This is a genomic window from Lewinellaceae bacterium, from assembly GCA_020636135.1.
Lineage (GTDB): Bacteria > Bacteroidota > Bacteroidia > Chitinophagales > Saprospiraceae > JAGQXC01.
In genome coordinates, this window is sequence record JACJYK010000001.1 from 1557070 (window position 1) to 1580724 (window position 23655).

The following is a 23655-nucleotide window of genomic DNA, read 5'->3' on the forward strand; positions in this document are numbered from 1 at the left end:
AATTCAGCACGGAGTAAACAGTAATCAATCGTCAGAACAGGGCCTGACCCAGATAATCTCAAATCTCAAATCAAATAATCTCAAATCTCAAATCAAAAGCATTTCCTCCCTGACCCGATTGGCGGCTTCGACCATGTTGACCAGTTTTTGTTTGGCAGCCCAACGGGCAGTCTGACTTAATCCACAATCCGGCGCTACACTCAGACGTTCCGGTGGAGCGTATTCCAGACACCGGTGGATGGAATTGGTAAGATTTTCAACGCTCTCAATGTAATAACTTTTTACGTCAATGATTCCTACTGCGACATCCATTTTCCTGGTTATCTCACGAATGATTTCCAATTCTGAAAATTCACGATTGGCCATTTCAACATGCATTTCATCAACTTTAAAATCGAGGAAATCCGGAAACATGGGTGCCATCTTCCGGTAACCTACCGGGTGACCTTTGTAATTCCCGAAACACAAATGCGTGGATAGTCTGCAGCTACCATAAATGGCTTCCACGGTTTCATTGAAGATCCGGACAAAAGCTTTCGTATCCGATTTGTAGGCGTAGCAACTCATGGATGGTTCGTCGACGGTAATTTCCTGACAGCCGGCTTCGACCAGGTCGATCAATTCCAGACGGACGATTGGGATGAGCGCCTTGGTGATTGACATGCGGTCCGGATATCGCTCACTGGGCTCCAGCCGGCCACTAAGGGTAAACGGACCCGGAATAGATGCCTTCAATACCGGACCTCTCGGAGCTAATTTTTTTAGCCGGAGATATTCCTGGACGACACCCAATCCCCGGGGTGCTGACAGCTCATCGACAATACGGTATTTCCCGCGTTGATCATGAGCCGGTGGTCCCCATTTACGGTGGATTTGCACATACGGATCGATCCCCTGCAGGTAGCCGTAAAAGGACAAATTAAAATCCAGTCGGGTTTGTTCTCCATCGGTGATCACATCCAGCCCGGCGGCTACCTGGTCATGAATCGCAACCCGTACGGCGTCTTCCTGCATTTCCTCCAGGTCATTGCTGCCAAAGGCATCCAGATGCTGACTGGCATGCTCCAGCCAGGCAGGGAAAGGATAGGAGCCGATGACCGTAGTCCGTATGGGTCTTTCTTTCATGGTTTACTTTTTTTACCAGAAGTGGAAATGGGTTGGTTGTAAAGCTGAGAGATTAGCCGGCTATGCGTATCATACGCATCTTCAAATAATTGGGCTGATCGTTTGCTTCCAACCAATGCAGGTGCAGTAAGGACCGTGGGAGGGAATCCTGCCTGGGTAAGCAGATAGGCCACCTCGGCTTTCAAACAATTCACTACCAATACGCCTCCCAGCGTTGACCCCGGAGAGACCGGAGTATCCAGACCGGGAATGTGAACCATTGCGTCTCCGGCAGGTACACCTGTATCCAGAACCAGGTCGGCGAAATCGGCTAACTTCTTACCATCTTTCCGTTTGCTTTTACTTGTTTCTGAATGCCGCTGTGATAGGAGTGCGACGACTTTGATTCCATTCTTCTTGAAAAGTTCAGCCATTTCGACCGGTACCTGATTGGTGCCGCTGGAAGAGATGATCAGGGCACTATCGCGGTTATCCAGGTGAAAGTTGCGCAGGATCCGGTCAGCGAGCCCGGATACGTTTTCCAGGAACATGGCCTGACGTTGACCATTGGCGCCGACCACCTGGTGATGATTGGTTAATGACAATTCAACGATGGGATGAAAACCGGGAAAGGATCCGTACCTGGGCCACATTTCTTCAACCATGATCCGGCTATGACCGGAGCCAAATAAATGGACCAGGCGCCCTGCAAGAATGGAATCGGCAAACCATCTTGCTGCTTCTTTGATCGACTCTTCCTGCAATGCGACAGCGTGCAGAATGCCTTGTGATCTGGCTAAATAGGTCTGTGTCGGGTTCATTTATGCTTCGATTTATCCCATGCAAATAATGCGGCTCCCAGGCTTCCGGCAGCATTCCCCATTTTAGCAAAAGCAACGGGTGTACGATGGTCTTTGGGTCTCCACTCATACATATCCATAAAGGCCTTCAATGGGGTCATCAGGGAGGCGCCGGCGCGGGTGATGCCTCCGCCAAGCAGGATTAATTCCGGAGAGAGAATATTGATCAGGGATATCACCCCACGTGACAAAGCCCGGATGCTTTGTAGCCAGACCCATGAGGCGAAAGGTTCGTGATCCTCATAGCCCTCTACCAGGTCTTTGGTTGTGAGGTATTTCCCGTGTGACCGTTGCTTTACCGTACCTTCTCCAATGGCATCTTCTAAACTGCCAGGGGTCCTTACAATATCCAGTAGCGAATCATCGCTCACGGACATGTGTCCCAAATGACCGCCACGTCCTACCTGTCCCTGGTAAATTTGATCATTGATCAGGATGGCACCACCAACGCCGGTTCCGAGGGTCAGCATTACCACTTCCCGGTAGCCTTTAGCTGCTCCTATCCGGCTTTCTGCATAGAGCGCAGCATGGGCATCATTGATGACAAAGGTTTTCCGGTTCAGATATTCGCTCCAGTTGTGACCTTCAATGCCCAGCATTTTAGTCCCGTTTGAAATCACCTGACTGTGGGTAGGGTCGACCGTTCCCGGTGTTGAAATGCCAATGGCTGTGATCTGTTCAGGTGCTTTTTTCTCCAATTCTTCAATAAGCCTTTTTACCGAAGCTTTCCATACCGGGCTGTTGTCCTGTCCTGCAATGTCCAGGGTAGGGGTACTTATCGCGGTAAGAAGCGATCCGGTAGAGTCGGTAAGGGTGGCTTTAATAGCTGTACCACCGATGTCAATTCCTATCAATAAGGGTATATCTGTCATAGGTCGGGTGTCGATTGATCTTGAAGCATGCCATCATTGAGAGACCAACCGCCGCTTATTTCGAGCACTTGGCCGGTGGTGAATCCAGCACCATCGGAGAGCAGGAAGCAGGCAGCTGCAGTGAGATCCCCGGGTACGGCCATGCGTCCACCGTCCAGGGGTTGTTTGGTCTTTATATAGTTTTGAATTGCCGGATTATTCGCAGCGCGTTGTGCCATCGGGGTATTTGTCAACCCAGGAGCCAGAACATTCACCCGGATATCGGCAGAAGCATAGTATGCTGCAATGGCCTTTGAAAAACCGATGATCCCAGCTTTTGCAGTCGCATAAGCATGGGTAGCAAAGTAATGAGGAGCAGGATGAATGGCCAATACAGAGCTCAGGTTGAGGATGGATCCTTTTTGCCGTACATCGAGAAAATGGCGAATGGCAGCGCGGTTGGAAAGCATCACCGAATCCAGATTGAGCTGAATGGTTTTATGCCATCCTTCCGTGGTCATTGCGTGCAAAGGACCATCACCCCATCTTCGTCCACTTCCTCCGGCAACATGATAAAGTGCTTCAAATCCTCCGTATTCAGCTATACACCGCTGGATGGCGGTTTCAGAGGCACCTTCCTCACAGGCATCTGCTGCGATGAATTGAACCGAATCCAGGGCTGGGAGTTGTTCTGTTTCCAGTCCCAGAGCGATCACTGCAGCTCCTTGTTCCTGAAACGCCCTGACTGCCGCCAGGCCTATACCTCCTGTCCCGCCGATGACCACAATGCGTTTATTCTGCAGTTGCCCGGCCATTTACGATGCCATGAATTTTTGAATGATTTCCCCGGTTTCCTTGATCTTCAGGATAATCTTACGCTGGCCATCAGGCATTTTTTCTTCCTTGATCAACCAGTGTTTTTCATCGTATTCCTTGGGGCCAATTTTAGCATGAGGTTTAATGGCCCCACGCCATAAAGGCAAATTTACGGGTTCCCAGTGTTTTGAGTGCGCCGAGGCATAACAAGCATCCATTATGGTGTTCACCACATAGCCATCGTAAAAGTCTTCCATGGGTGACTGGTTTGCGTCCATAGCATCAAACATATCCGTAAACATATGCTGATATCCAAGGGCATTGACTTCATCACCAACCGGAAATAACCATCCCGATGAGGACTCAGCTTTCTCTGCAACGTAGCTCCCCGTTTCTCCGGAAGAAAAGACTTCAATACCGGTACGAAGCCAGTGATCCAGCCGTATGGTTCCTTCTGTGCCTGCTACCTCATCCTTAAGCTCCATGCCTCCACGGAATGTCCAGCTTACTTCAATCTGCCCGATAGCTCCGGTCTCATACCGGATCAATGCGATGGCATTATCCTCGGCTTTAATAGGCTTAACCAGCGTGTCTGCCCAGCACATCACTTCGACCGGCCGGACATCCTTCCCAATATAGTTCCTGCCGATCTCAATGCAGTGACATCCGAGATCGATGATTGCGCCGCCACCGGATTGGTCCGCATCCCAAAACCAATCGCTGTGAGGACCCGGATGTGCCTCCCTGGCCCTGGCCCAGGTAACCTGGCCAATGGATCCCTGCCGGATCGTTTCTATGGCTTTTAATGTCTTGGGGGTATAACACAGATCTTCTAGGTAACCGTGAAAAACGCCGGCTTTTTCCACCATTTGGAGTATTTCATAGGCTTCTTTGCCATGGAGTGCCAGTGGTTTGGTGCACAACACGGCCTTGCCTGCTTCCACACAGAGGGCAATGGCTTTTTTGTGCAGATTATTGGGCAAGCCGATCACGACGACGTCACTCTCGGGATCACGGATCGCTTGCTCCAAATCATCGGTCCATCTCGGAATTTGCCATTCCTTCGCAAACGACCGGGCATGATCGGCAGATCGGGAATAGACGTTAACCACCCGATCGGGGCGTCGGTGTTCGTGCAGGGCCCGTGTATAAAACATACCTATCAACCCCGTACCTAACATGGTTATTTTATGTGCCATGACATATGATTTAATCCAGGTTTAGTTGCCAGTCACCCCGATAATTCCTGCGTACAAACTGATTGGCCGGTTCAAAGTTGGTGATCTTCATATTGGGACCATCCCACAGCAATTCCTTTCTTCCGGGATAGGTCCATTTGACCCAGTCGTCTATGGGTTCTGCATAGTTATAGGTTAAGACGGCCAGGTTACCCATGATGACTGTTTCCGTCAGTGGGCCTGCATCGGCAAAGGAGGAACTGGTGTAAGCACCATACCCGGCTTTGCATGCTTTCACCCATTGCTGCTGATGCCCTTCTTCTCCTCCGGGTACCAGAGGCCTTGCCGGTTCAGGAAGGGGGATGTCCTTCATCATGTGTGTTGGCAGGATGGTCGGATTGCGGCCAAACAACCCTGCCATCATTTTACCGGATGTCCCTTCAAACAATATTCCGCCGTCCCATTCTCCCATGGACTCATCCGGTAATAGCTCCCGGGGACGTTCGGGTAATATACCACCGTCATACCATATCAGTTCCACCGGAACCATTTCCGTCCGGGCCGGAAAATGAAGATGGATCTTACTGGCAGCGGGATAGCTGTCCATAGAGTTGTCAACTTCAAAAAAACCATTCCATTTGGAGCTTGCACTGCAGTAAACACGATCAGGATATCCCAATTTAAGGGCCCGGAAAGGCACATCCATAAAGTGACATCCCATATCACCCAGTGCGCCGGTTCCAAAATCAACCCAGCCCCGCCAGTTGGCCGGGATGTAGATGGGGTTGAAGGGGCGTTCAGGAGCTGTTCCCAGCCAAAGGTCCCAATCTACCTCACCTGGTATCGGGAAATGTTCTTTAGGTATTGGAATGCCTTGCGGCCAGACCGGCCTGTTCGTCCAAACGTGGACTTTGTTTACATCGCCAATCAGGCCCTGCTGGATCCAGGATTCGATGTACCGTGTACTGTCCCCGCTGCTTCCCTGGTTGCCCATTTGGGTGACAACCTGGTATTTGCTGGCTGCCCGGGTCAGTATACGCGCTTCATAAATGTCGTGTGTAAGCGGTTTTTCACAGTAAACATGTTTGCCTCGCTTCATGGCTTCAAGAGCCATAACACCATGCATATGATCGGGCGTGCTAACCAGAACGGCATCCAGATGCTGGTCTTCCTTGTCGAGCATTTCCCTGAAATCCCGGTAATAGGGCACATTGGGAAATTGTTTGCGCCTTTCCACCGCCATACGGTCATCCACGTCGCAAAGCGCTACCATGTTATCCGAACCATTGTTGTAGGAGAGGGTTATGTTGACCTCTCCCTTACCCCCAACTCCGATAGCTCCGATATTCAGCTTATCGCTCGGGGCCGTGAACCCGGGGCCTCCCAGTACATGCCGTGGAACCAGGTAGAACCCTAATGCCGAAGCACTGGTCGATTTCACAAACTGACGCCTTTTCATAGGAAACGATTATCGAAGTTATGCCAGGGCTTTAATACAGTATTCCAGGCATTTCGAGACCTCAGTGACGGGGTCTGATCCTTTCGGAACCTGGTATTCCAATTCGACCGTTCCGGGAAATTTGTATTTCTGATCCCGCATTAATTGCAACACGGCCGTGAGGGGCGTATCTCCCGTACCCCACGGGAGGTTTCCTTTGCCATGTTCTGGCATCTGGCGATCCTTCAGGTGCATACTCCTGATGCGATCGTGTTTGTCCATCACGGTTTTTAAAGGGTCCGGATTCCCGGCGGCGACAAAATGCCCGAAGTCGAGATTCATCGCATTGTATTTGGATTGTGCCAGTGCGGTGTCCCATAGAGTAGGGGTCTGCTGCTCATGCCCGTGATAGGCTACATAAATCTTATACTTCTTGCCCATCTTCCCTAACTTAAGCGTATGGGTATCGTCACCCGGATGCTCCAGGGTTACATGACTTGCTCCCAGCGCTTTGGCAGCCCTCAGCCCGTAATCTATTTCAGCATCCGTATTGTTTTTTCCGAAAGCATTGGGTTTGAATGCGTAGATGCTGACGCCGGCATCGTTATACATTTTTCGGAACTGTTCGAATTTAGCCATAGACACCTGCGATCTCCAAACCTGGACTGTTTCATTGTATGCTTTCATTTGGGCCTGCAGGTCATCCCACTCCTTTTGTTCTTCATCGGTGAGTTTTTCTCCGTCCCGGCGCTTACGCCAGAATTTTGCCATACTGCTCATCGGGACCGGATTGCCCGGACACCCTGCAAAGGTCTCAGCCGGGTCCCCCATCAATTCAATGGCACTGATACCACAGTCCAGTACATACTTCAGGGTTGCTTCTGCGCTTTGATCAGGGAGTTCCCTGAAAGAATAGGTGATTGTGCCAATCTGGACGCCATTGATCAGTGAGTTAGGCTTGTTGAACGATTTGATGATATTTGGCATGCCTATTAAGCTATTGCCTAGTACCAGCCCGCCTACTAATCCTGAAGAAGTCTTCAGAAATTGGCGGCGTGTAGCTGTATGGTCATTGCCATTACGATTCATGATTATAGTAATTTCGGTTAAGGAATAAGAAACACCACTAAGAGTGCTTTGCCACTAAATATACCATTTCAAGAGAGATATTGCAGGTGGAAAACCTGTGTAGGCTCCGATTTTTTTAATTCTGCTACCCATGGCCGCCGATCGAGGTAAATGGTGGGAAGGAGACGGCCCTGCTTTCGAAAAGGACTCAGGTATTTCCTGGAAATTTTGGAAGCGGGTATAAAAATTAAGGGCAATCGCATTGCAATTGCCCTTAAGGTTATTTTTCGCTGACAGGAGTTATTTTAGTTGCTTTCTGCCGGATCGGCAGCCAGTGTAAAGGTACGGGTAACCGGGTTCAGCGGTGTATTCACCGGATTACCACTGCCGTCGATCAGGGTCAGTGTGATGGTATTTTCACCCATAGGCAATCCTTCGATGTAATAAGGCTTCCACTCATCCAGGATGTGCTCTTCGCCGTTGATGTCGGCCTTCACCTTGTAATTCGGGCCCAAATCCAGGTTGGTCAGATAGAAATCCAGCATCACTTTATCTGTTTCAGCATGCCCGGTGTAAGTTCCCTTAGGTCTGCTGTAGAATAGCATCGGGTCTTTGACTTCGTCCGAAGATGTGAAATTGTGACTGGCAACCTCCACTTTTTCCAGAAGATATGCCTTGGGCGTCTTAATGCTTTCGTGGTAGGACCTGGACAGGAAGGCCAGAACATAATGCGTTCCGTCAGGCATATCGTAATCAAAGTCTTCGGTATAATGGGCTGAGTAGGGTTGGTTGTCTACGATGAGGTGTATGTGCTGTCCCTGAGCCGAGTTTGCACACATTTTAGCACCAGCATCCGGGGTTTGTACACCCAATTTGTAGGAATCACCACTGACTCCAAATTCAAAGTGACCATCCAGGTAATTCATGGATTCCAGTGTGGCATCCGGAAAAGCCTGAGATGGGCTGAAAGGAGTGATTGTATATTTTAATGCTTGCTTATCAGCAACTTCTGTTTCATCACCTTCTGCGTTTGGATCATTGTTACAAGCAGCGAGAACCAACAGACTTCCGAGGAAAAACCAGTTTGAGAGTTTCATTTTTCTTTTTATTATTTTAACAAAGATAGCTGGTTTTGTTTCAGGAACAGAGAGACTATTTAACATATCTTATCGAGATGGCATATTCCTTGTAGTAGGTTTTCAAATAGAAACGGGAATCATGCTTTCCATCAGGTATTTCATTTGTACTTGTTTCGTCTTTATTTATCTGGGGACCTATGCCCAGGAGGAAATCGTATTCGATAGCCTTGGGGTTCAGCTGGACCGTATGGTGCCTCGTTTTGTGGAACGTGGATTCTCAGGAGCTATCCTGATCGAAAAAGATGGCCAGATTATCCTGAAGAAAGGATATGGCTTTGCACAGGACCGGGCTAAAATTCCATTTCGAACCAATACCGCATTTGGTATCGGTACACTATCCATGCAATTTATGGCTACCGCAATCCTGCAGCTTTCCGAACAGGGGAAAATAGCATTGGATGCACCTATAAGCCGATACCTGCAGGAAGTGCCTGATGATAAGAAGGCGATCACCATAGGCCAGTTATTGAGTTATTCTTCCGGCTTGCCCGATTTCTTTAACAACAAAAGCGATCATAAAAATATCTCGCGACAGCTTGCATTCAGGGAAATAATGGATTTACCGCTTCAATTCAAACCTGGTAAAAGCTTTCTCTTTTCGAATGCCGGTTACACTTTATTGGCCATTATTTTCGAAGAAATAACCGGAAGTTCTTACCTCGATTATTTACGTCAGGACCTGTTCCCGGCGGCAGGCATGACAGAAACTGCATTCAATGGATCACAGATCTGGTCGGAAACACGGGTGGCCGAAGGACGTGGATTTGTCGAATTGGCCGACAACAACCCGCTTCGCTGGCCGGACCCTTCCTGGAATATCATTGGTACTGGCGAAATCGTCACCACCCTGGATGATCTCTATGCATGGAAGCTTGCCTGGGATCAGAATCGTCTGGTAAGCGCCCAAACCAAGGAGCTCATGATGCAGAAACACGCTCTTGATAAAACCCAGCGATTCATCGAGTATGGTTACGGGTGGCGACGGAAGGAGGAATTTGATTATGAAATGATCTATAATTCCGGAGGTGGAGAATATGGCCAGTTGGCCACCATCCGATATTACCCGGAAAAGAACATCAGTATCGTGTTGTTGTCCAATAGTTACCAGGATGTCAATCCACTTGCTGCCGTGCTGGTAACCCAGTTTGAAAAACGATTCCTGCAGGATGAACAGTGATGTAAACGTATCCTGAATCTAATCTTCCTTTCACCGACATCTTTCTGTTATTTTTGTTGTTGATATCAGCAGAAAGAATGAATGGCATGGAAACCGCAGATCTGATGGAGTTGCGTGTGGAGGGAATGACCTGCACCAATTGCGCCAACTCCGTTAAGAAATACCTGGAGTCGATCGGACTGGAAGATGTAGCTGTAAATTATGCCGCTAAGGAGGTTCGGTTTGTCAAGCCAAAGAAGGATGTAAACTGGGAAGAAGTCCGCAAGGGACTGAGTGGCCTGGGTTACCAGTTGATGATGGGTGACACCAAAGCACCTTTCTGGACGCTTACCAAGAAATGGGTAGTCAGCGCCATTTTTACAGTACCATTGTTTTTAATCCATATGACCCATATGGTAGGCATCACCTTACCCGAGGTGTTTTACAATCCATGGATTCAGATGGTTTGGTGCCTGGTTCCATTTGTTATCGGATTTTTCCATTTCGGAAAATCGGCATTCTCCGGACTAAGGATGGGCGTACCCAATATGGATGTGCTGATCTTTATGGGAGGTACAGCTTCGTTTGTCTACTCCCTTATTGGTACTTTGCAGGGTAATCCGCAGATGATCTTTTTCGAAACGTCTGCCATGATCTTTACCCTGGTTCTGGTGGGACATTGGATCGAGGACCGGTCCGTATCGCAAACGACCAGCGCTATTGATGACCTCGCCAAGCTGCAGGTTGAGCAGGCACGCATGATCATGCCCGATGGAAATTACATCATGGTGGATCGCCATGAAGTACGGGAGGGGGATTTTTTACAAATCAATGAAGGTGACCACATACCGACGGATGGCAAGATCATTGCCGGAGAAGCCATGGTCAATGAAGCGATGATCTCCGGTGAGAGTATACCGGTTCACAAAGCGAAAGGAGATTTTGTTATCGGCGCGACCATCGTCCAGTCCGGTAATTTCCGGATGAAGGTAACCGCCGTTGGTCATCATACCGTGCTGCATAAAATCATTGATCTGGTTAAGAATGCGCAGATGGATAAGCCATCCATCCAGCGATTGGCTGATCGCATCAGTAATATTTTTGTCCCTGCTGTGATCAGCCTGGCTTTGTTGACAATACTGATAGGGTATTATGTGCTGGGGGTAGGCTTTCAGCAGGCGATGTTAAATGCCATTGCAGTCCTGGTCATTTCTTGTCCATGCGCTATGGGCCTGGCTACACCTACAGCGGTTATGGTTGGCGTGGGCCGAATGGCAAAATTGGGAATCCTTGTGCGCGGAGGTCGTACTGCAGAAGATTATGCAGGGATCCGGGAGATTGTTCTCGACAAGACCGGAACTCTCACTTCCGGCGCCTTCCGGGTACAATCCATTCAATACCGGGAAGAGGAGGAATTGGTGAATCATCTCATGTACCAGTTGGAATCCAAATCATCTCACCCGATCGCAATTTCTCTGGTCAATCATCTCCAGTCATTACCCCATCAAAGCAATACCGAATTGTCGCGGATTACGGAGGAGAAAGGGCAAGGGATGCAGGGTTTTGATGCAGAGGGTTCACTTTATCGCCTCGGGATAGCAGCATTTACAGGCAGCACCGAGTCAGGTAGCGGTGCCCTAACCCTGACTAAGGATGGTGAGGTTATTGCATCAATCCGGATTGAAGATGAGATCAAGCCAGATGCAAAATCGGTGATCGAATATTTCCGGGAACACCAGGTTCGGACGACGCTGCTAAGTGGTGATCAGAATACCAAGGTAAAGGAGGTTCAGCAAGTCCTGGGTCTGGACCAGAGTCTGGCTGAACAAAAGCCTGCGGATAAGATGGCTTACATCAAAGCGCACAGTAAAGGCACAACGATTGCCATGGTGGGGGACGGGATCAACGATGCCCCGGCACTGCAACAAGCTACGGTAGGTATCGCAATGAGTGATGCTTCAAAAATAGCCATGCAGTCTGCTAATATGGTCATGCTGGATAAACAACTGATCAAATTGAAGCAGGCTCATCAGTTAAGCCGCGCCACGCTGACAACCATCAGGCAGAACCTCTTTTGGGCATTTGCTTACAACGTAGTGGCAATACCGGTAGCCATGCTGGGATTTTTGAACCCGATGTGGGGTGCCTTATTCATGGCTTTCTCGGACCTCGTTGTTATCGGCAACTCGGTACGCCTTAAATACCGGCAGGTTATCTGATTCCCGACGCTGTTGGTTAGATGAATACGGAGAGCAAACAACCTCAATTCAGTCAAAGTCACAGGACGGTATTGAGATGAGATAATTCGATAAAATAATTGACAATGCGTTTCCCTTTGTATCCAGTTCAGGTAACCCTCTTACTAATGCTAACCCTCGTTGCCTGCAATGACAAAGAAGATCCTACTCCCGTTTCGACTGAACTGCCAGTGTTCACCTGGAGTGACATTTCAGTGACGGAGGCAGAATACCGCTTTCCGGTTGATATCCCCTATACCATTTCCGGAACTTTTACGGACCCCATCCGGCTGACATTACAGACGGAGGATGGGACGGCCAGGGCCAATGAAGATTACGTACCTCAGACCGATAATGTGATCAACATTCAGCCCGGGACGACGACCGGATTTATCCGCGTGGATGTGATCGGTGATGAAGGCCAGGAGTCAGATGAGAACTTTACTCTGCGTATTTCCTCCAATAAAAATGTCAAGGTCTCCCAGGCAAAGGTTGTTATCACGCTAAAAAACAACGATACATTGGATCAATCCGGTTACAATACCAATCTCACCGGTTATGATGCCGCTACATCTTATGATGGGTATTCACTGAAATGGTCAGATGAGTTCTCCGGGGACCAGATCAATCCCGATAACTGGAGTTTTGAAATTGGTAACGGAGACAATGGCTGGGGGAATAATGAATTGGAATATTACCGAAAAGAAAATGCCTATCAAAAAGATGGATTTTTGATCATTCAGGCCCGTGAAGAGTCTTTTGCTGATTTGCGGTATACTTCTGCAAGGATGGTGACGAAAGGAAAGCAATCCTTTCGATACGGACGATTGGATATTCGGGCGGCTCTGCCAGTCGGGCAGGGCATTTGGCCGGCCTTATGGTTATTGGGCGATAACATTGATGCTGTCGGCTGGCCGGCATGCGGAGAGATTGACCTGATGGAATACCTTGGACATGAGCCGGCAAAAACGCATGGTACACTACACTATGGGCCGTCCTTCGCAGAGTGGGCCTATCAATCAAGGGAGTACACAATACCTCAGGGAGACTTTCATTCGGAGTTTCACGTTTTTTCCCTCCTCTGGGATGAAAATGGCTTTGAATGGTTGGTGGATGATGTACCCTATGCTGAGATCGGTAGTAATACCATTGCACCGGTTAATCCGTTCAATGGCAACTTTTTCTTCATCATAAATCTCGCGGTAGGGGGCAACTGGCCAGGACGCCCGGATTCATCGACACAATTCCCTCAATTTTACCTGGTGGATTATATCCGGTATTATCAACAAAATCAATAGTAATGAAAGGAATCTGGTGGAGGACGCTGCTGTGGGTATTCCTGCTGATTGGAGTCCTGTCATGTTCAAACCGCGCTGCTCCGTCGGTTGCAACCAAACAGCGACATGAAAATATTCGCCGGCAACAGATGGAAAATGCAGGAAACCTTGCCGAATACCTCAGAACGCAGCCAGGAGTGATCGTATCCGGGCATTTTGGCAACTATACCATCCGGATTCAGGCAGGAGCCAATACACTGGAATCCGGTACTGAACCGCTGTTTATTGTTGATGGTATGCCATTTAACTCATCGTTCAATGAATTGGTTAATTTTGTGAATATGAAAGATGTGGATCGCGTTCAAATCCTCAAAGATGCCACCTCCATGGCCTCCTACGGATCTCGTGGAGCGAATGGCATCATTCAGATCTATATGAAAAAATAGTTGCTAATCAGTTTATAAATGAGATGATATGAGGCGAAGAAATTTTATTGCAGGTAGTGGAGCGTTGACTTTGGGCAGCTTGTTGCCGGTGGGTCTGAATTCAAAAAATCCGTTGCCATCCCAGGAAGTGATATCTGAAATTTACGAGCTCAGAAAATATACCCTTACATCCGGAGGTCGGTTACCTTTTGACCAGTATTGGCATGCGGTGACGGTCCCGGCCCTTACCCGTAACGGCGCAAGGTGCGTAGGCGTTTTTGAGGAGTTGACACCATCAGATCCGGCGATCATGTATGTGTTGGTGGTTTATCCATCCTGGAATGAATACTTGCAGCTTTCCGATAAAATTTCCTCGGACGGTACCTTCATGGAACTCAAGCAATTTTGGGATGACATCCGGCCACAGGACAAGCCTTTTGACCGTTACGATACCTGGATTCTGGAAGCCTTCTCCGGATTCCAGCAATTATTGCAGTACGATATCACCGAAGACCGCATTTTCGAAATGCGCACTTATGAGGGACATAATGAGGATGCCGTTCGCCGTAAAGTAGGCATGTTTAACAATGAGGAGATTGACATCTTTCGCAAGACGGGATTGCATCCTGTTTTTTTCAGCAAGATGGTTGCCGGGCCTCAAATGCCTGCGCTAACCTATATGCTGAAGTTTAAGGACATGGCCGAAAGGGATGCCAATTGGAAGGTTTTTGTGGACTCTCTGGAATGGAATGATATCAAGGACAAGCCGGAATATGCGGATACCGTTTCCAAGATCATTCAGGTATTCCTGAAACCGACCAATTATTCGCAGATCTGATCAGGAAGCTTGATTTTGTTTTAACACCTTATGGCGTGGTTTCCAGAACTCGTCCTTCATGATCTATAGGCCTTTCAAACAGTTTTAGATACTGGTTAGCAAGGACTGCCAGCATTCGGCGGGTTAGCAGTGTATCTGCAGAAGGTATCCCTGACAACTTCAATTCCTGCCAATCGGTGGTTAGCCTTTGCATATCTGCCTGGAATGACAATTCTTTCAGGAATTCAATAAAACGGAGGAGGGTCAATGGCTCACCAGTTGCATTGTACTGGTGTAGTAAGCTGGGATAATAGTCCCGAATACCATCAATGAATTCAAATTCGGATACGTAGTTTTCAGGATAGAACCAGGTCTGGTCAGCCCACTTGAAAGGAACACCATGTCCTTTCAGCAATCCTGTTGCACCTGCTTTTTGGATGGCCTGGAAATGAGGGTCGCCGGAAGGAATATCTATGAATGGCATGATGTAGGCACCTGCATTTAAAAGGGACTGCTGTACCTGCCGGATAGAAACATCAGCAGGAGCTTTGTTCTGAGCTACAGCAACTGCTGCCAGTACGCCGGCAGCCTGGCCGATTTCTAAAACCACCGGCTGAAGTCGTGTAGCCCCATTCACGATGTTGCTTACGCTGATGCTTTTCTCTGCTACGATCAGATTCCGTACGCTTTCAGGAATCAGACAGCCCATGGGGATATTGAATGAAGGTACCTTGATGTTAATGAAGTCTATCCTGGGGGCATCCGGTCGCTCCCCATGGTGATGGTCAATGGGGTAATCCCCGACAGCGATACCTGCACGGTAATAAGCCCGCGGTTGATCATATGGATTCATGATATCATCAACACGCAGGAAAGCCAGGCCTTTTATCCGGCGCGATTCCCGGTAATAAGGGATCAGAGGAAGATGATCCGAGGTAGGGTATTCCATTTCATCAAGACCCAGATTTTTATATCCCAATTCAGTCTGGAGATAATATAGAAACCCCAGGGACTTATTTTTTGCTCCTTTCCATGGCTGCATACGGGTGTCTGGTTCCAGATCAACTGCATTGAGGTAATAATCATTGCCGCAGCGTGGCCAGTTGATCATGTATTTGTTGCCGGGTAATTTGCCATAAGCCAGCATCTGCTGACAATCGATGTAGGGTTTCGGATCCTGACCGGCAGGGGAGCAACTACAACGGAACATTTCCGGATCATAGCCTGGTGGAGGCAATATCGTCCGGTCTGCGTCCGGACCGTAGTCTTTCAGTGTTAGTACATAGGTCAGGTCCTGGATAATGTCATTCGCAATTTCAGGTGCGAATTTTTCCCCGGTGTCGTATTTGCTATCCATTCCAAGGCGATAGGAAACCCCCATACTGGCAGCCCAGTCACCTAGCTCGGTAGCATCGATGAAGATGGATGAATTGATTTCCACTGGGCCATCCGGTGTCTGAATGCGGGCATGCCATTGACCGTGGTCAAAGTCAGCTTCTTTTATTTCGGATTGGAGAAGCAAGGTTATACCCTTTTCCCGGTGAACCATGTTTTGCAGTATTGCATTCCCTGCCGACGGCTCAAACAAGGTGTTACTTACCCATCCGGTGGAGACCATTGCCGGACCTCCATACCGGTTGTAGATGGAGTCGCGGAGTTCTCCCCAGAGTCCGGAAGGCAGCTGGTGGTTGCCATCAAAGGCAGAGACTCCACCGGAGGTAAGCATGCCGCCGAGCCAGGATGTCGGTTCCACCAGTACACAGGAAACGCCCTGCCTGGCACATTGAATGGCAGCCATGGTGCCACTTGCGCCCCCGCCGGCAATGATGACTGGAATCGTCACTTCTTTTACGGGTTGAGCCGTAAGGTCCGGTCTCAGATATGTGAACGTAAGAACGACAACGATCCAAAAGGGAATAAGGAATTTACTTCCGGACAGCCATGGTTTTACCGCGTACTGCATATTTATTATTAACATTCAATTTAAAAGTGCTGGCCCGTCCTGCAGGTTGTGGTGCAACTGCATTTCGTCTTGCCTTTCTAAAGTTAGTATTTACCAACGGTGGTCAAATGTAATTGGGAACTCAGATGATGGATCCAATATCCTGTTTATTGAAAATAACCAGACATTAAAAAAATAAAAAGACCTTAGCTTCTAAATAGGTTCAGAAGTTGTAACTGCAATAATGGGTGCTTTCGGTAAGCTATTGCCGCTATCCCAAACTCCCGGATCTTTCCATGCCGGATCAGGATGTAGGAGGCCAGGGTGGTTTTGGTTCTTTTGGCCCGATATAAAGGAATAAAACACTTATAGTCGTCCCCGCTACTACCATGACCCCGGCTAAAATAGCCTCACTTATTGACACCAATCCTGGGGATCCAAAAATCGAATAAATTACAATTGCAATTCCAAGCAGGCTTTCCAGAATACCAATGATCAGGATGATCGAAGTAAACTGCTTGGCAATTTTCAATCTGTAGCTTACTGCTTCCAGGTAATAACCCGTAAGTTTTTTGAGAGTCTCATCTTCAGGCATGGTACATTATTTTGGTTTATTGTCTATAATTTACGTAAATTCAATGAATTACCGAAAAAATGAAAATGATCTTTTGAGGTAACGACTGCAATCACCAATCCAACATTTATCCATGCCAGCCAATCGGGATCACGAATTGGTCACTGTTATCTTTACCGATATTCAGGGATACAGTGCCTTGACTCAGCAGGATGAATCAAGGGCAGTAGACATGGTCACCCACTATCAAAGAATTATCGCGGACTGCACATTAGCACATCATGGTGAACTAATCCAGTTTTACGGAGATGGAAGTCTGAGCATTCATCACAGTACCCTGGATGCAATTCATTGCGCTATAGCTATGCAGACTTCTTTTCGGAACAATCCAACTATTCCGGTCCGGATTGGAATTCATCTGGGAGAAATTGTTCGCCAGGATCAGAATGTATTTGGAGATGCGGTAAATATTGCTTCCCGACTCCAAAATCTTTCCGTTCCGGGAAGCATCCTGGTGTCACAACCGGTGGCACAGCAATTTTTAAACTATCCGGAAATAAAACTAAAATTCCTCTGCACAGAAAGGGTTAAAAATATTACTGCGCCAATCCAGATCTATGCTGTTGAGCATGAAGATCTGATCGTCCCTTCCCCAAACGAAATACATCGTCGAAACCCGATTTACAAACGCCCCTACCTGCTCGTTGTATCGATATTATTTTTGGGATTATTAGCCGTTTTTCTTACCGATCAGTTCATCGATGCACGACGTAACCGGATCATGTATGAAAATAATATCGTTGTAATCCCCTTCACGAACAATACACGAGATACTTCTTTGTCTTACATCGGGGCTTGGGCAGGGGACATGATTACTCAAAGTCTGGAAGAAACGGAATCGGTCAAGGTCGTGAGTTATCGAAGTCTTGCAACGACCAAAACATTTGAGGAAATGGGTTTGATTTCTCCGCTCAAACAAATCCGTACCCTCAAAGCTCAACTCGCCATAAAAGGTAATTATTACCTTTTAGCCGATTCAAGTTTTCAGTTTACCAGTTCCCTGGTTAATCTGCAAAACAATGAGGTATTAATTCATTTTCCCATCATTCAAAGAAGATGGAAGGACTTATCCGACGGCATTCTGGAACTTAGTCAGCGTATAGCAGGCTATTGGGAAAGCAAAGGTCAACGAGTTTTGGTAATTCCGCGTCAGGATGCCCACCGGGCTTACATGGAAGCGATGCGTTATCTGGCTAAAGATTATGAAAAAGCCGAACAAGCACTATTAAAGGCCATTCAACTCGATTCAACCTATCTGGATGCCTACCTACTACTCACGGACATCCACATTAGTCTGAATAATCCGCATCACTCGGCCATTGCTGACAGTATTCTCCAGCAGATCGGAAAGCGCTTTGAAACATCTTCATTTTCCACCAAACAGGATCGCATGTTTCGCCTTTATCAGGCTATTGTGGAAGGGGAAAACGAAAATGCCTACCACATTCTTGAGGAAGATTATCGTCTCAATCCTGAAGACCTGTTCATCAATACCAGTATGGCTGTGGTCGCTTTGCAATTTGTGAACGAACCCTTACGGACACTGGAAATTTTAAGTGAAATTTCACCAGATACGTTGGATTTTGAGTCCAACTACTTTGCCCGTGATCGAATTTCTTACGCCATTCAGGCAAACTGCCAGCTGGGCCGCTTTAATGATGCGTTGCGTTACGCCAGCTACTACCCGGCAGATGATGAAGATGATGTGCACCTTGGCTTGCGAACCAGAGCTCTGGTTATGGCTCAGGATACCCCTGGGATAAACACATTATTGCAGGATGTGAAATTGACCCGGGACCAGGATAGTTATGCGAGAGTCTTGTATACGGTGAGCCAGGAATACAAAAAATTAGGCGATGCAACCAAATTTAGATATTATGCTTCTCTGGCATTGAATGAATACCGGTCTTTACAGGGTTATTATTATGCCCAGGTATTGCTGGACCTGGACAGTTCAGCAGTAGCAATGGACTACATTAAACCAATCTATGAATCCTACCCAAATATTGCGACTCTCATTTTTAGCATGGCCAGATGTTACCTGCAACAGGGTGATACGGCCCAGGCTCGGCTCCTCATTCAAAAACTGCAGGAAAATAAACCTGAGAAGTACGATTACGGCCAGAGTTACTATTATCAGTGCCTGATTTATGTGCTTTTGGGTGAGTACGAAAATGCTCAGCTTAAATTGAGACAGTCAATTAATGATGGCTTCTATTTTCATTCGGCAGTCGTGGACAACGATCCATTGCTTAAGCCATTATTCAATTTACCTGGTTATGAAGACATCACACATCCGCTAAGGAATTAGAAATTCTGGATTCTAAGCTCATGTGATTATAATTATAATAAATAATCGGCGGCAATCTTGAACGGTGGACAAATCAGTATTGTAATGATCTACTTTCTATCGCCGGGTCCTTCGTTCATCCAGATGTCCAAACGCGGGGTTTGCCAGGAATAAGGCTTGCCGAGCACATCCAGATCTCCGTCTCCGTCGAGATCTACCAGTTTGCCTTCATGGACGCCAAAACCGGTGGCTATCACCATTTTTTGAAAATACCCGGTTCCGTCACCCAGTAAAATACGAACCTCGGCATCCGGATTGCCTTCCCCGAAGCGCATTTCGGCATTGAAAATGTCAGGATGTCCATCGCCATTAAAATCCATGATTTCAAGGGTGTGTCCATTATCCACGGAATCGATCAGGATCTGTGGCCTCCAGGTGCCTTCCTGCCATTGATACAGGGTCAAGGGCCCAACTCCATCACCAACGACCATCACCACTTCAGGCCTGTCGCCTTCGATCAATTGACCGGCTGCGATCCGCGTAAAGGTGTAGCTTGCATCGATGATGTTTTCAATAAATCTTCCTTCCTGATATTTAAACCACCGTCCCCCAGCGACGATATCATCTATGCCATCACCATCCATATCCTGCCCGGCCAGGCCTTCATGTTCATTGACTTGCCGCCAGACAGGGTATTCACTTCGGGGCACCATTTCACCATCAGCTGAGTAGGTGTATACGGGTAAAAAAGTCCATGATCCTGCCGAAGGGTCAGCAGGTATTCGTGCATAAAACAGGGTGTGTGCATACTGATTCCAGAATACAAGTTCACACCTTCCATCCCCATCAAAATCAATAAAAGCGCGGTCGTGGTGTTTAGTGGCACCCTGGTGTTTGATCGTGTGTCGTTGCCAGCCCTTGACCGGGTCGATGTTCGGAAACGGATTCTCCCACCACCAGACTTCATTACTTCGGGCTTCACCACCGAATACCAGGTCCATATCACCGTCCTGATCAATGTCATAGGCGGCGGCTCCCGCTTCTATGAGCAAAGGTTCCGATTCGATGATGATGCGTTGCCATCCGGTGTCATTGCGGATCAAACCGATCAGTGCCGGTGCCTGGGTGCGCTCAGCAATAAATATATCGTTGATCCCGTCGTTATTGACATCCGTGACCAGGCTGGCCGTTTGTTCGGTGCCACCATTCATGGGCGGTATGTCACCTGTCGTAGTACTCAGGTGTCGCCATAAGTACGAAGGAGAAGGGGGTAGGGAGTCGTGAAACTGGAGGAGTGGATGGTTCATCTTTTCGGCGTGTTCCTGGCTGAATTGAAAAAGAACAGGATTTCCCGGTATAAAAGCAGAAATGATGAAGATGATAAAGTACATATCCGTAGTCTCAATATTTGCAATTTAATGATTGGAGATCAATAAGTGATACCAAGATCTGTACTATGTCAATTGATCGTCAAAGCACTATGGCAGCCACGCTGCTTACGCATCGTGTTTTTTTATGCCCATCAGGCTTAGTTTCCAGTACGAGATAAAAGTCTGCAATCTCCAATCTCCCAATCTCAAATCTAATTCAGGGGATTAGCTTACGCTGATCCCGGGAGGGGGATCGTCAAAGCACTACGGCAGCCACGCTGCTTACGCATCGTGTTTTTTTTATGCCCATCTCCTCGCACAAGCAAGCTTGGCTCGTTGATGGGCATAAAAAAACCGTCCCGCCAGGTGGCGGAACGGCTGCCGTAGTGCTTTGCGGAGGAGGAGGGATTCGAACCCCCGGTAGACTTTCGCCTACGCCGGTTTTCAAGACCGGTGCAATCAACCAGCTCTGCCACTCCTCCGAGCTCGTCTTTGAGGATTGCAAAAGTACCAGTAAAAATTCACCTATCCAATACCTAATCCAGTGGAACTTCAAGAAGGGATTCAACAATCATATCCGGAACAAATGCATAGTTTCCCAATAGTTCCCTTTTTGATACACCGGTAAGGGTAAGTATGGTGCGGTAACCTACCTGTAAACCACCCAGTATATCCGTATCCATGGTATCTCCAATCATGGTGGTGTCGGCTGTTGCCAACCCAATTTTTTTTCGGGCTACCCGCATCATCACCGGGCTGGGCTTACCTACAGAAAATGCTTTATGGCCTGAAGCTTCTTCGATCATCGCAACGACCGCTTTGATGCCCAGATTGGTCCAGCCTTTTTTCATCGGTGATGGGTCCAGATTAGTGGCTACCAGTTTGGCGCCGTCAAGGATCATATCCACGGCCTGGTTGACCATTTCCAGGGTAAAATTGCGTCCTTCACCTACCACTACAAAGTCCGGATTCTGAGTCACCAGTGAATAGCCATTCTCATGGAGGCTGGTAAGCAGCCCCCCTTCACCCAGCACATAGGCTGTGCCATGTGGCTTCATCCGGGACAAGAACCATCCGGTAGCCATGGCACTGGTAAAACAGTGTTCTTCCTGCACATTGATGTCCATGCCGGCGAGCTTATTCACCATGTCACGCGGGCTTCTCTGACTGTTGTTGGTCAGGAACAGGAAAGGAATTCCCCGCTCCAATAACTTATTTATAAATTCTTTGGCGCCGGGAATGGGTTGATTACCATTGTAGATGACGCCATCCATATCGATGAGAAAACCTTGAGGCATTGGATTGAAATGTTGGTCTTTAAATTCAAATTTGAGTGAGAAGGTTTACAAAATTACCGCAAATGTAACTGGTGTCCAACTCTCAACTACGAGCGATGTTCAGAATAGCCTGAAGTAATCTGTTGCCAGGCGTGGACTTGGCCTTTAATGGTGAATTGGCTAAGTTGTGCCTGATCCCAGGTTTGATAACAATCCAAACCCAATAATTCCATGGCTTGCTGGTATCGATGAACCAGCTGATCACTGGCAGCCAGATGAATGGTATCGCTGGCCACTTCCAGTTGCCGTAGTTCATGGCCAATCAACAGCCCGCTCAAATAGTCTGGTACCAAAGCAACTGATAAGTGGTCCTGTAAAGTCAATGCCCTGATTTTGAAAAGCTCATGCAATAACGCCTGGCTCTCGCTGGCTTCCACACCAAGGCGAAAAGCCTGATCAGGGTTTTCATTTTCGTTTGTTTTCCCCGGAACATTTAAAATGCTGTGTTCCAGGAGTACTTGAAATAACTCTCCAGTCAGATAAGTCTTAAAAGCAAGGATCCTTCCATTTTCAATAAAAATATGTTTGGAATGTGTGCCGGGTAGCAACAAAGTTAGCTTGCCTGACATTCCTGCACTCAAATACCATCCGAGAGCCTGCACTTCCTCACCCCGCATGACATCATCTGCTACGGATAACCCGGATAGAATCAGGACCCGGTTGGAAAACCCGGTCATCGGGTCCAGCCAGGCATGCATCAATTGGCCTGAGGTCAGTGAGAAAGGAATGGAGCTGTAGGGGATAAGTTTGATACCTATTGATGAGCTTGCCATGCCCGATAGGATGATATCAGTTCCGCTTAAGTCAGTCCCAGCCTCCTGGGATAATGCATCGACGCCCTCCTGCAATTGCGTACGGAAAAGTTGTGTTCGCAAATGCTCCTGATTATTCCTGATGATCTCGTGATGGATATTCAGGATGCCACGAGCATATCGAATGGAAGCCTGTATGGTACCGGTTGCTGCATTGACCAGGAATAAACGCAGATTTGTTGTACCCCAATCAGCACAGATCAACGGGGAATCGGTGATGCATTTATTTACCTTTTTCATTCCATTCCATGATCTTTCGTTTGAGTTGTGAAAAGTGCAACTCTAATCTGGTCCAGTCCGAAGTGAGAACGAATTTCCTGGGAAACAATTGACTACCCATACCAACCGCAAATACACCTGCATCGAGAAAGTCGCTTATGTTGTCTTCCGACACGCCACCTGTCGGGATAAGTGGAATCCCTGTCAAAGGTGCCTGGATGGATTTCAGATAAGCCAAACCTCCAAATTCAGCTGGAAATAACTTAACTGCGGTGGCTCCCAGATTCCAGGCCTGGTACACTTCAGTAGGCGTAAAAGCTCCGGGAAAAACAGGTATCTGCTGACGTACACAACTTGCGATGACCTCCGGCTGAACAATTGGGGTGACAACAAACCGGGCTCCTGCATCCAGAGATTGATCCAGGTCATTGATGGTAAGAATGGTGCCTGCGCCCAGGAGCAGATCATCCCCATAGGTGTCTGCCAGCATTTGGATGGTATTACCGGCATCCGGACTGTTCCAGGTAACTTCAAGGCATGTGAACCCAGCGGATAGGTATCGATCGACCAGCCCCTTTATCTGTCCTGCATGGTATCCGCGCAGTATGCCGATGACCGGTGTACTGCGAAACGAATCTTTCTGAAAATCTTCTGCCGGCATCTGATTCAAATAAAATGACTTTAA

The 23655-nt window shown here is 47.9% G+C and carries 20 protein-coding genes and 1 tRNA gene; 6 read left to right on the forward strand and 15 right to left on the reverse strand.

What is annotated here, in order from left to right; all coding sequences use genetic code 11:
* Positions 1 to 87 precede the first annotated feature (87 nt).
* The 8 genes from H6570_05845 to H6570_05880 all read right to left on the reverse strand — a co-directional run bounded on the left by H6570_05845 (position 88) and on the right by H6570_05880 (position 8412).
* Positions 88 to 1125 carry a methionine synthase gene (locus H6570_05845; GenBank protein MCB9318783.1) on the reverse strand — a complete coding sequence of 346 codons (1038 nt, stop codon included), beginning with the start codon at positions 1123 to 1125 and terminating at the stop codon, positions 88 to 90.
* Positions 1122 to 1925 (reverse strand): SIS domain-containing protein, encoded by an 804-nt coding sequence (locus tag H6570_05850; protein MCB9318784.1) that lies wholly within the window; start codon positions 1923 to 1925, stop codon positions 1122 to 1124. Before H6570_05850 ends, H6570_05845 begins: the two co-directional genes overlap by 4 nt.
* Positions 1922 to 2836 (reverse strand): ROK family protein, encoded by a 915-nt coding sequence (locus H6570_05855; GenBank protein ID MCB9318785.1) that lies wholly within the window; start codon positions 2834 to 2836, stop codon positions 1922 to 1924. Before H6570_05855 ends, H6570_05850 begins: the two co-directional genes overlap by 4 nt.
* On the reverse strand, positions 2833 to 3630 hold the full coding sequence (locus tag H6570_05860) for an SDR family oxidoreductase (GenBank protein ID MCB9318786.1): 798 nt from the start codon (positions 3628 to 3630) through the stop codon (positions 2833 to 2835). The genes H6570_05855 and H6570_05860 overlap by 4 nt, the downstream gene beginning before the upstream one ends.
* Entirely contained in the window at positions 3631 to 4830 is a 1200-nt protein-coding gene (locus tag H6570_05865; protein MCB9318787.1) for a Gfo/Idh/MocA family oxidoreductase, read from the reverse strand.
* Positions 4831 to 4840: 10 nt separating this feature from the next.
* A complete protein-coding gene (locus tag H6570_05870) occupies positions 4841 to 6268 on the reverse strand; it encodes a Gfo/Idh/MocA family oxidoreductase (GenBank protein ID MCB9318788.1) in 1428 nt (475 codons plus the stop codon).
* An 18-nt stretch (positions 6269 to 6286) separates the two neighbouring features.
* Complete coding sequence (locus H6570_05875; protein MCB9318789.1) at positions 6287 to 7336, reverse strand: sugar phosphate isomerase/epimerase; 1050 nt, start codon at positions 7334 to 7336, stop codon at positions 6287 to 6289.
* A 284-nt stretch (positions 7337 to 7620) separates the two neighbouring features.
* The gene (locus H6570_05880) at positions 7621 to 8412 is read right to left on the reverse strand and encodes a hypothetical protein (GenBank protein ID MCB9318790.1); all 792 of its coding nucleotides are present in this window, start codon (positions 8410 to 8412) and stop codon (positions 7621 to 7623) included.
* A 121-nt stretch (positions 8413 to 8533) separates the two neighbouring features.
* Between H6570_05880 and H6570_05885 the strand changes: the two genes are divergently transcribed.
* From H6570_05885 to H6570_05905, 5 genes are all read left to right on the forward strand, one after another.
* Positions 8534 to 9631 carry a beta-lactamase family protein gene (locus H6570_05885; GenBank protein MCB9318791.1) on the forward strand — a complete coding sequence of 366 codons (1098 nt, stop codon included), beginning with the start codon at positions 8534 to 8536 and terminating at the stop codon, positions 9629 to 9631.
* An 86-nt stretch (positions 9632 to 9717) separates the two neighbouring features.
* Positions 9718 to 11829 carry a cadmium-translocating P-type ATPase gene (gene cadA, locus H6570_05890; protein ID MCB9318792.1) on the forward strand — a complete coding sequence of 704 codons (2112 nt, stop codon included), beginning with the start codon at positions 9718 to 9720 and terminating at the stop codon, positions 11827 to 11829.
* A gap of 146 nt (positions 11830 to 11975) precedes the next feature.
* Positions 11976 to 13145 (forward strand): family 16 glycosylhydrolase, encoded by a 1170-nt coding sequence (locus H6570_05895; protein MCB9318793.1) that lies wholly within the window; start codon positions 11976 to 11978, stop codon positions 13143 to 13145.
* A 2-nt stretch (positions 13146 to 13147) separates the two neighbouring features.
* Positions 13148 to 13570 (forward strand): TonB-dependent receptor plug domain-containing protein, encoded by a 423-nt coding sequence (locus H6570_05900; GenBank protein ID MCB9318794.1) that lies wholly within the window; start codon positions 13148 to 13150, stop codon positions 13568 to 13570.
* A gap of 28 nt (positions 13571 to 13598) precedes the next feature.
* A complete protein-coding gene (locus H6570_05905) occupies positions 13599 to 14387 on the forward strand; it encodes an NIPSNAP family protein (GenBank protein ID MCB9318795.1) in 789 nt (262 codons plus the stop codon).
* A gap of 28 nt (positions 14388 to 14415) precedes the next feature.
* Here H6570_05905 and H6570_05910 read toward each other — a convergent pair whose 3' ends face one another.
* Together H6570_05910 and H6570_05915 are read right to left on the reverse strand one after the other, a co-directional pair.
* Positions 14416 to 16329, reverse strand: a complete 1914-nt coding sequence (locus H6570_05910) for an FAD-dependent oxidoreductase (protein ID MCB9318796.1) — start codon at positions 16327 to 16329, stop codon at positions 14416 to 14418.
* A gap of 283 nt (positions 16330 to 16612) precedes the next feature.
* Positions 16613 to 16903, reverse strand: coding sequence for a hypothetical protein (locus H6570_05915; protein ID MCB9318797.1), 291 nt, complete (start codon positions 16901 to 16903; stop codon positions 16613 to 16615).
* A gap of 112 nt (positions 16904 to 17015) precedes the next feature.
* Here H6570_05915 and H6570_05920 point away from each other — a divergent pair, with 112 nt between their 5' ends.
* Entirely contained in the window at positions 17016 to 19253 is a 2238-nt protein-coding gene (locus H6570_05920; GenBank protein MCB9318798.1) for a tetratricopeptide repeat protein, read from the forward strand.
* An 89-nt stretch (positions 19254 to 19342) separates the two neighbouring features.
* Here the strand turns inward: H6570_05920 and H6570_05925 are convergent, their stop codons facing one another.
* The 5 genes from H6570_05925 to H6570_05945 form a co-directional block, all read right to left on the reverse strand.
* Entirely contained in the window at positions 19343 to 20623 is a 1281-nt protein-coding gene (locus tag H6570_05925; GenBank protein ID MCB9318799.1) for a VCBS repeat-containing protein, read from the reverse strand.
* A gap of 373 nt (positions 20624 to 20996) precedes the next feature.
* Positions 20997 to 21084 (reverse strand) — tRNA-Ser (locus H6570_05930).
* A gap of 54 nt (positions 21085 to 21138) precedes the next feature.
* Complete coding sequence (locus tag H6570_05935) at positions 21139 to 21900, reverse strand: HAD family hydrolase (GenBank protein ID MCB9318800.1); 762 nt, start codon at positions 21898 to 21900, stop codon at positions 21139 to 21141.
* A gap of 86 nt (positions 21901 to 21986) precedes the next feature.
* Complete coding sequence (locus H6570_05940; protein ID MCB9318801.1) at positions 21987 to 22991, reverse strand: 2-dehydro-3-deoxygalactonokinase; 1005 nt, start codon at positions 22989 to 22991, stop codon at positions 21987 to 21989.
* Positions 22975 to 23640: a bifunctional 4-hydroxy-2-oxoglutarate aldolase/2-dehydro-3-deoxy-phosphogluconate aldolase gene (locus H6570_05945; protein ID MCB9318802.1), complete on the reverse strand. Its 666-nt coding sequence runs from the start codon at positions 23638 to 23640 to the stop codon at positions 22975 to 22977. The genes H6570_05940 and H6570_05945 overlap by 17 nt, the downstream gene beginning before the upstream one ends.
* Positions 23641 to 23655: the final 15 nt, after the last annotated feature.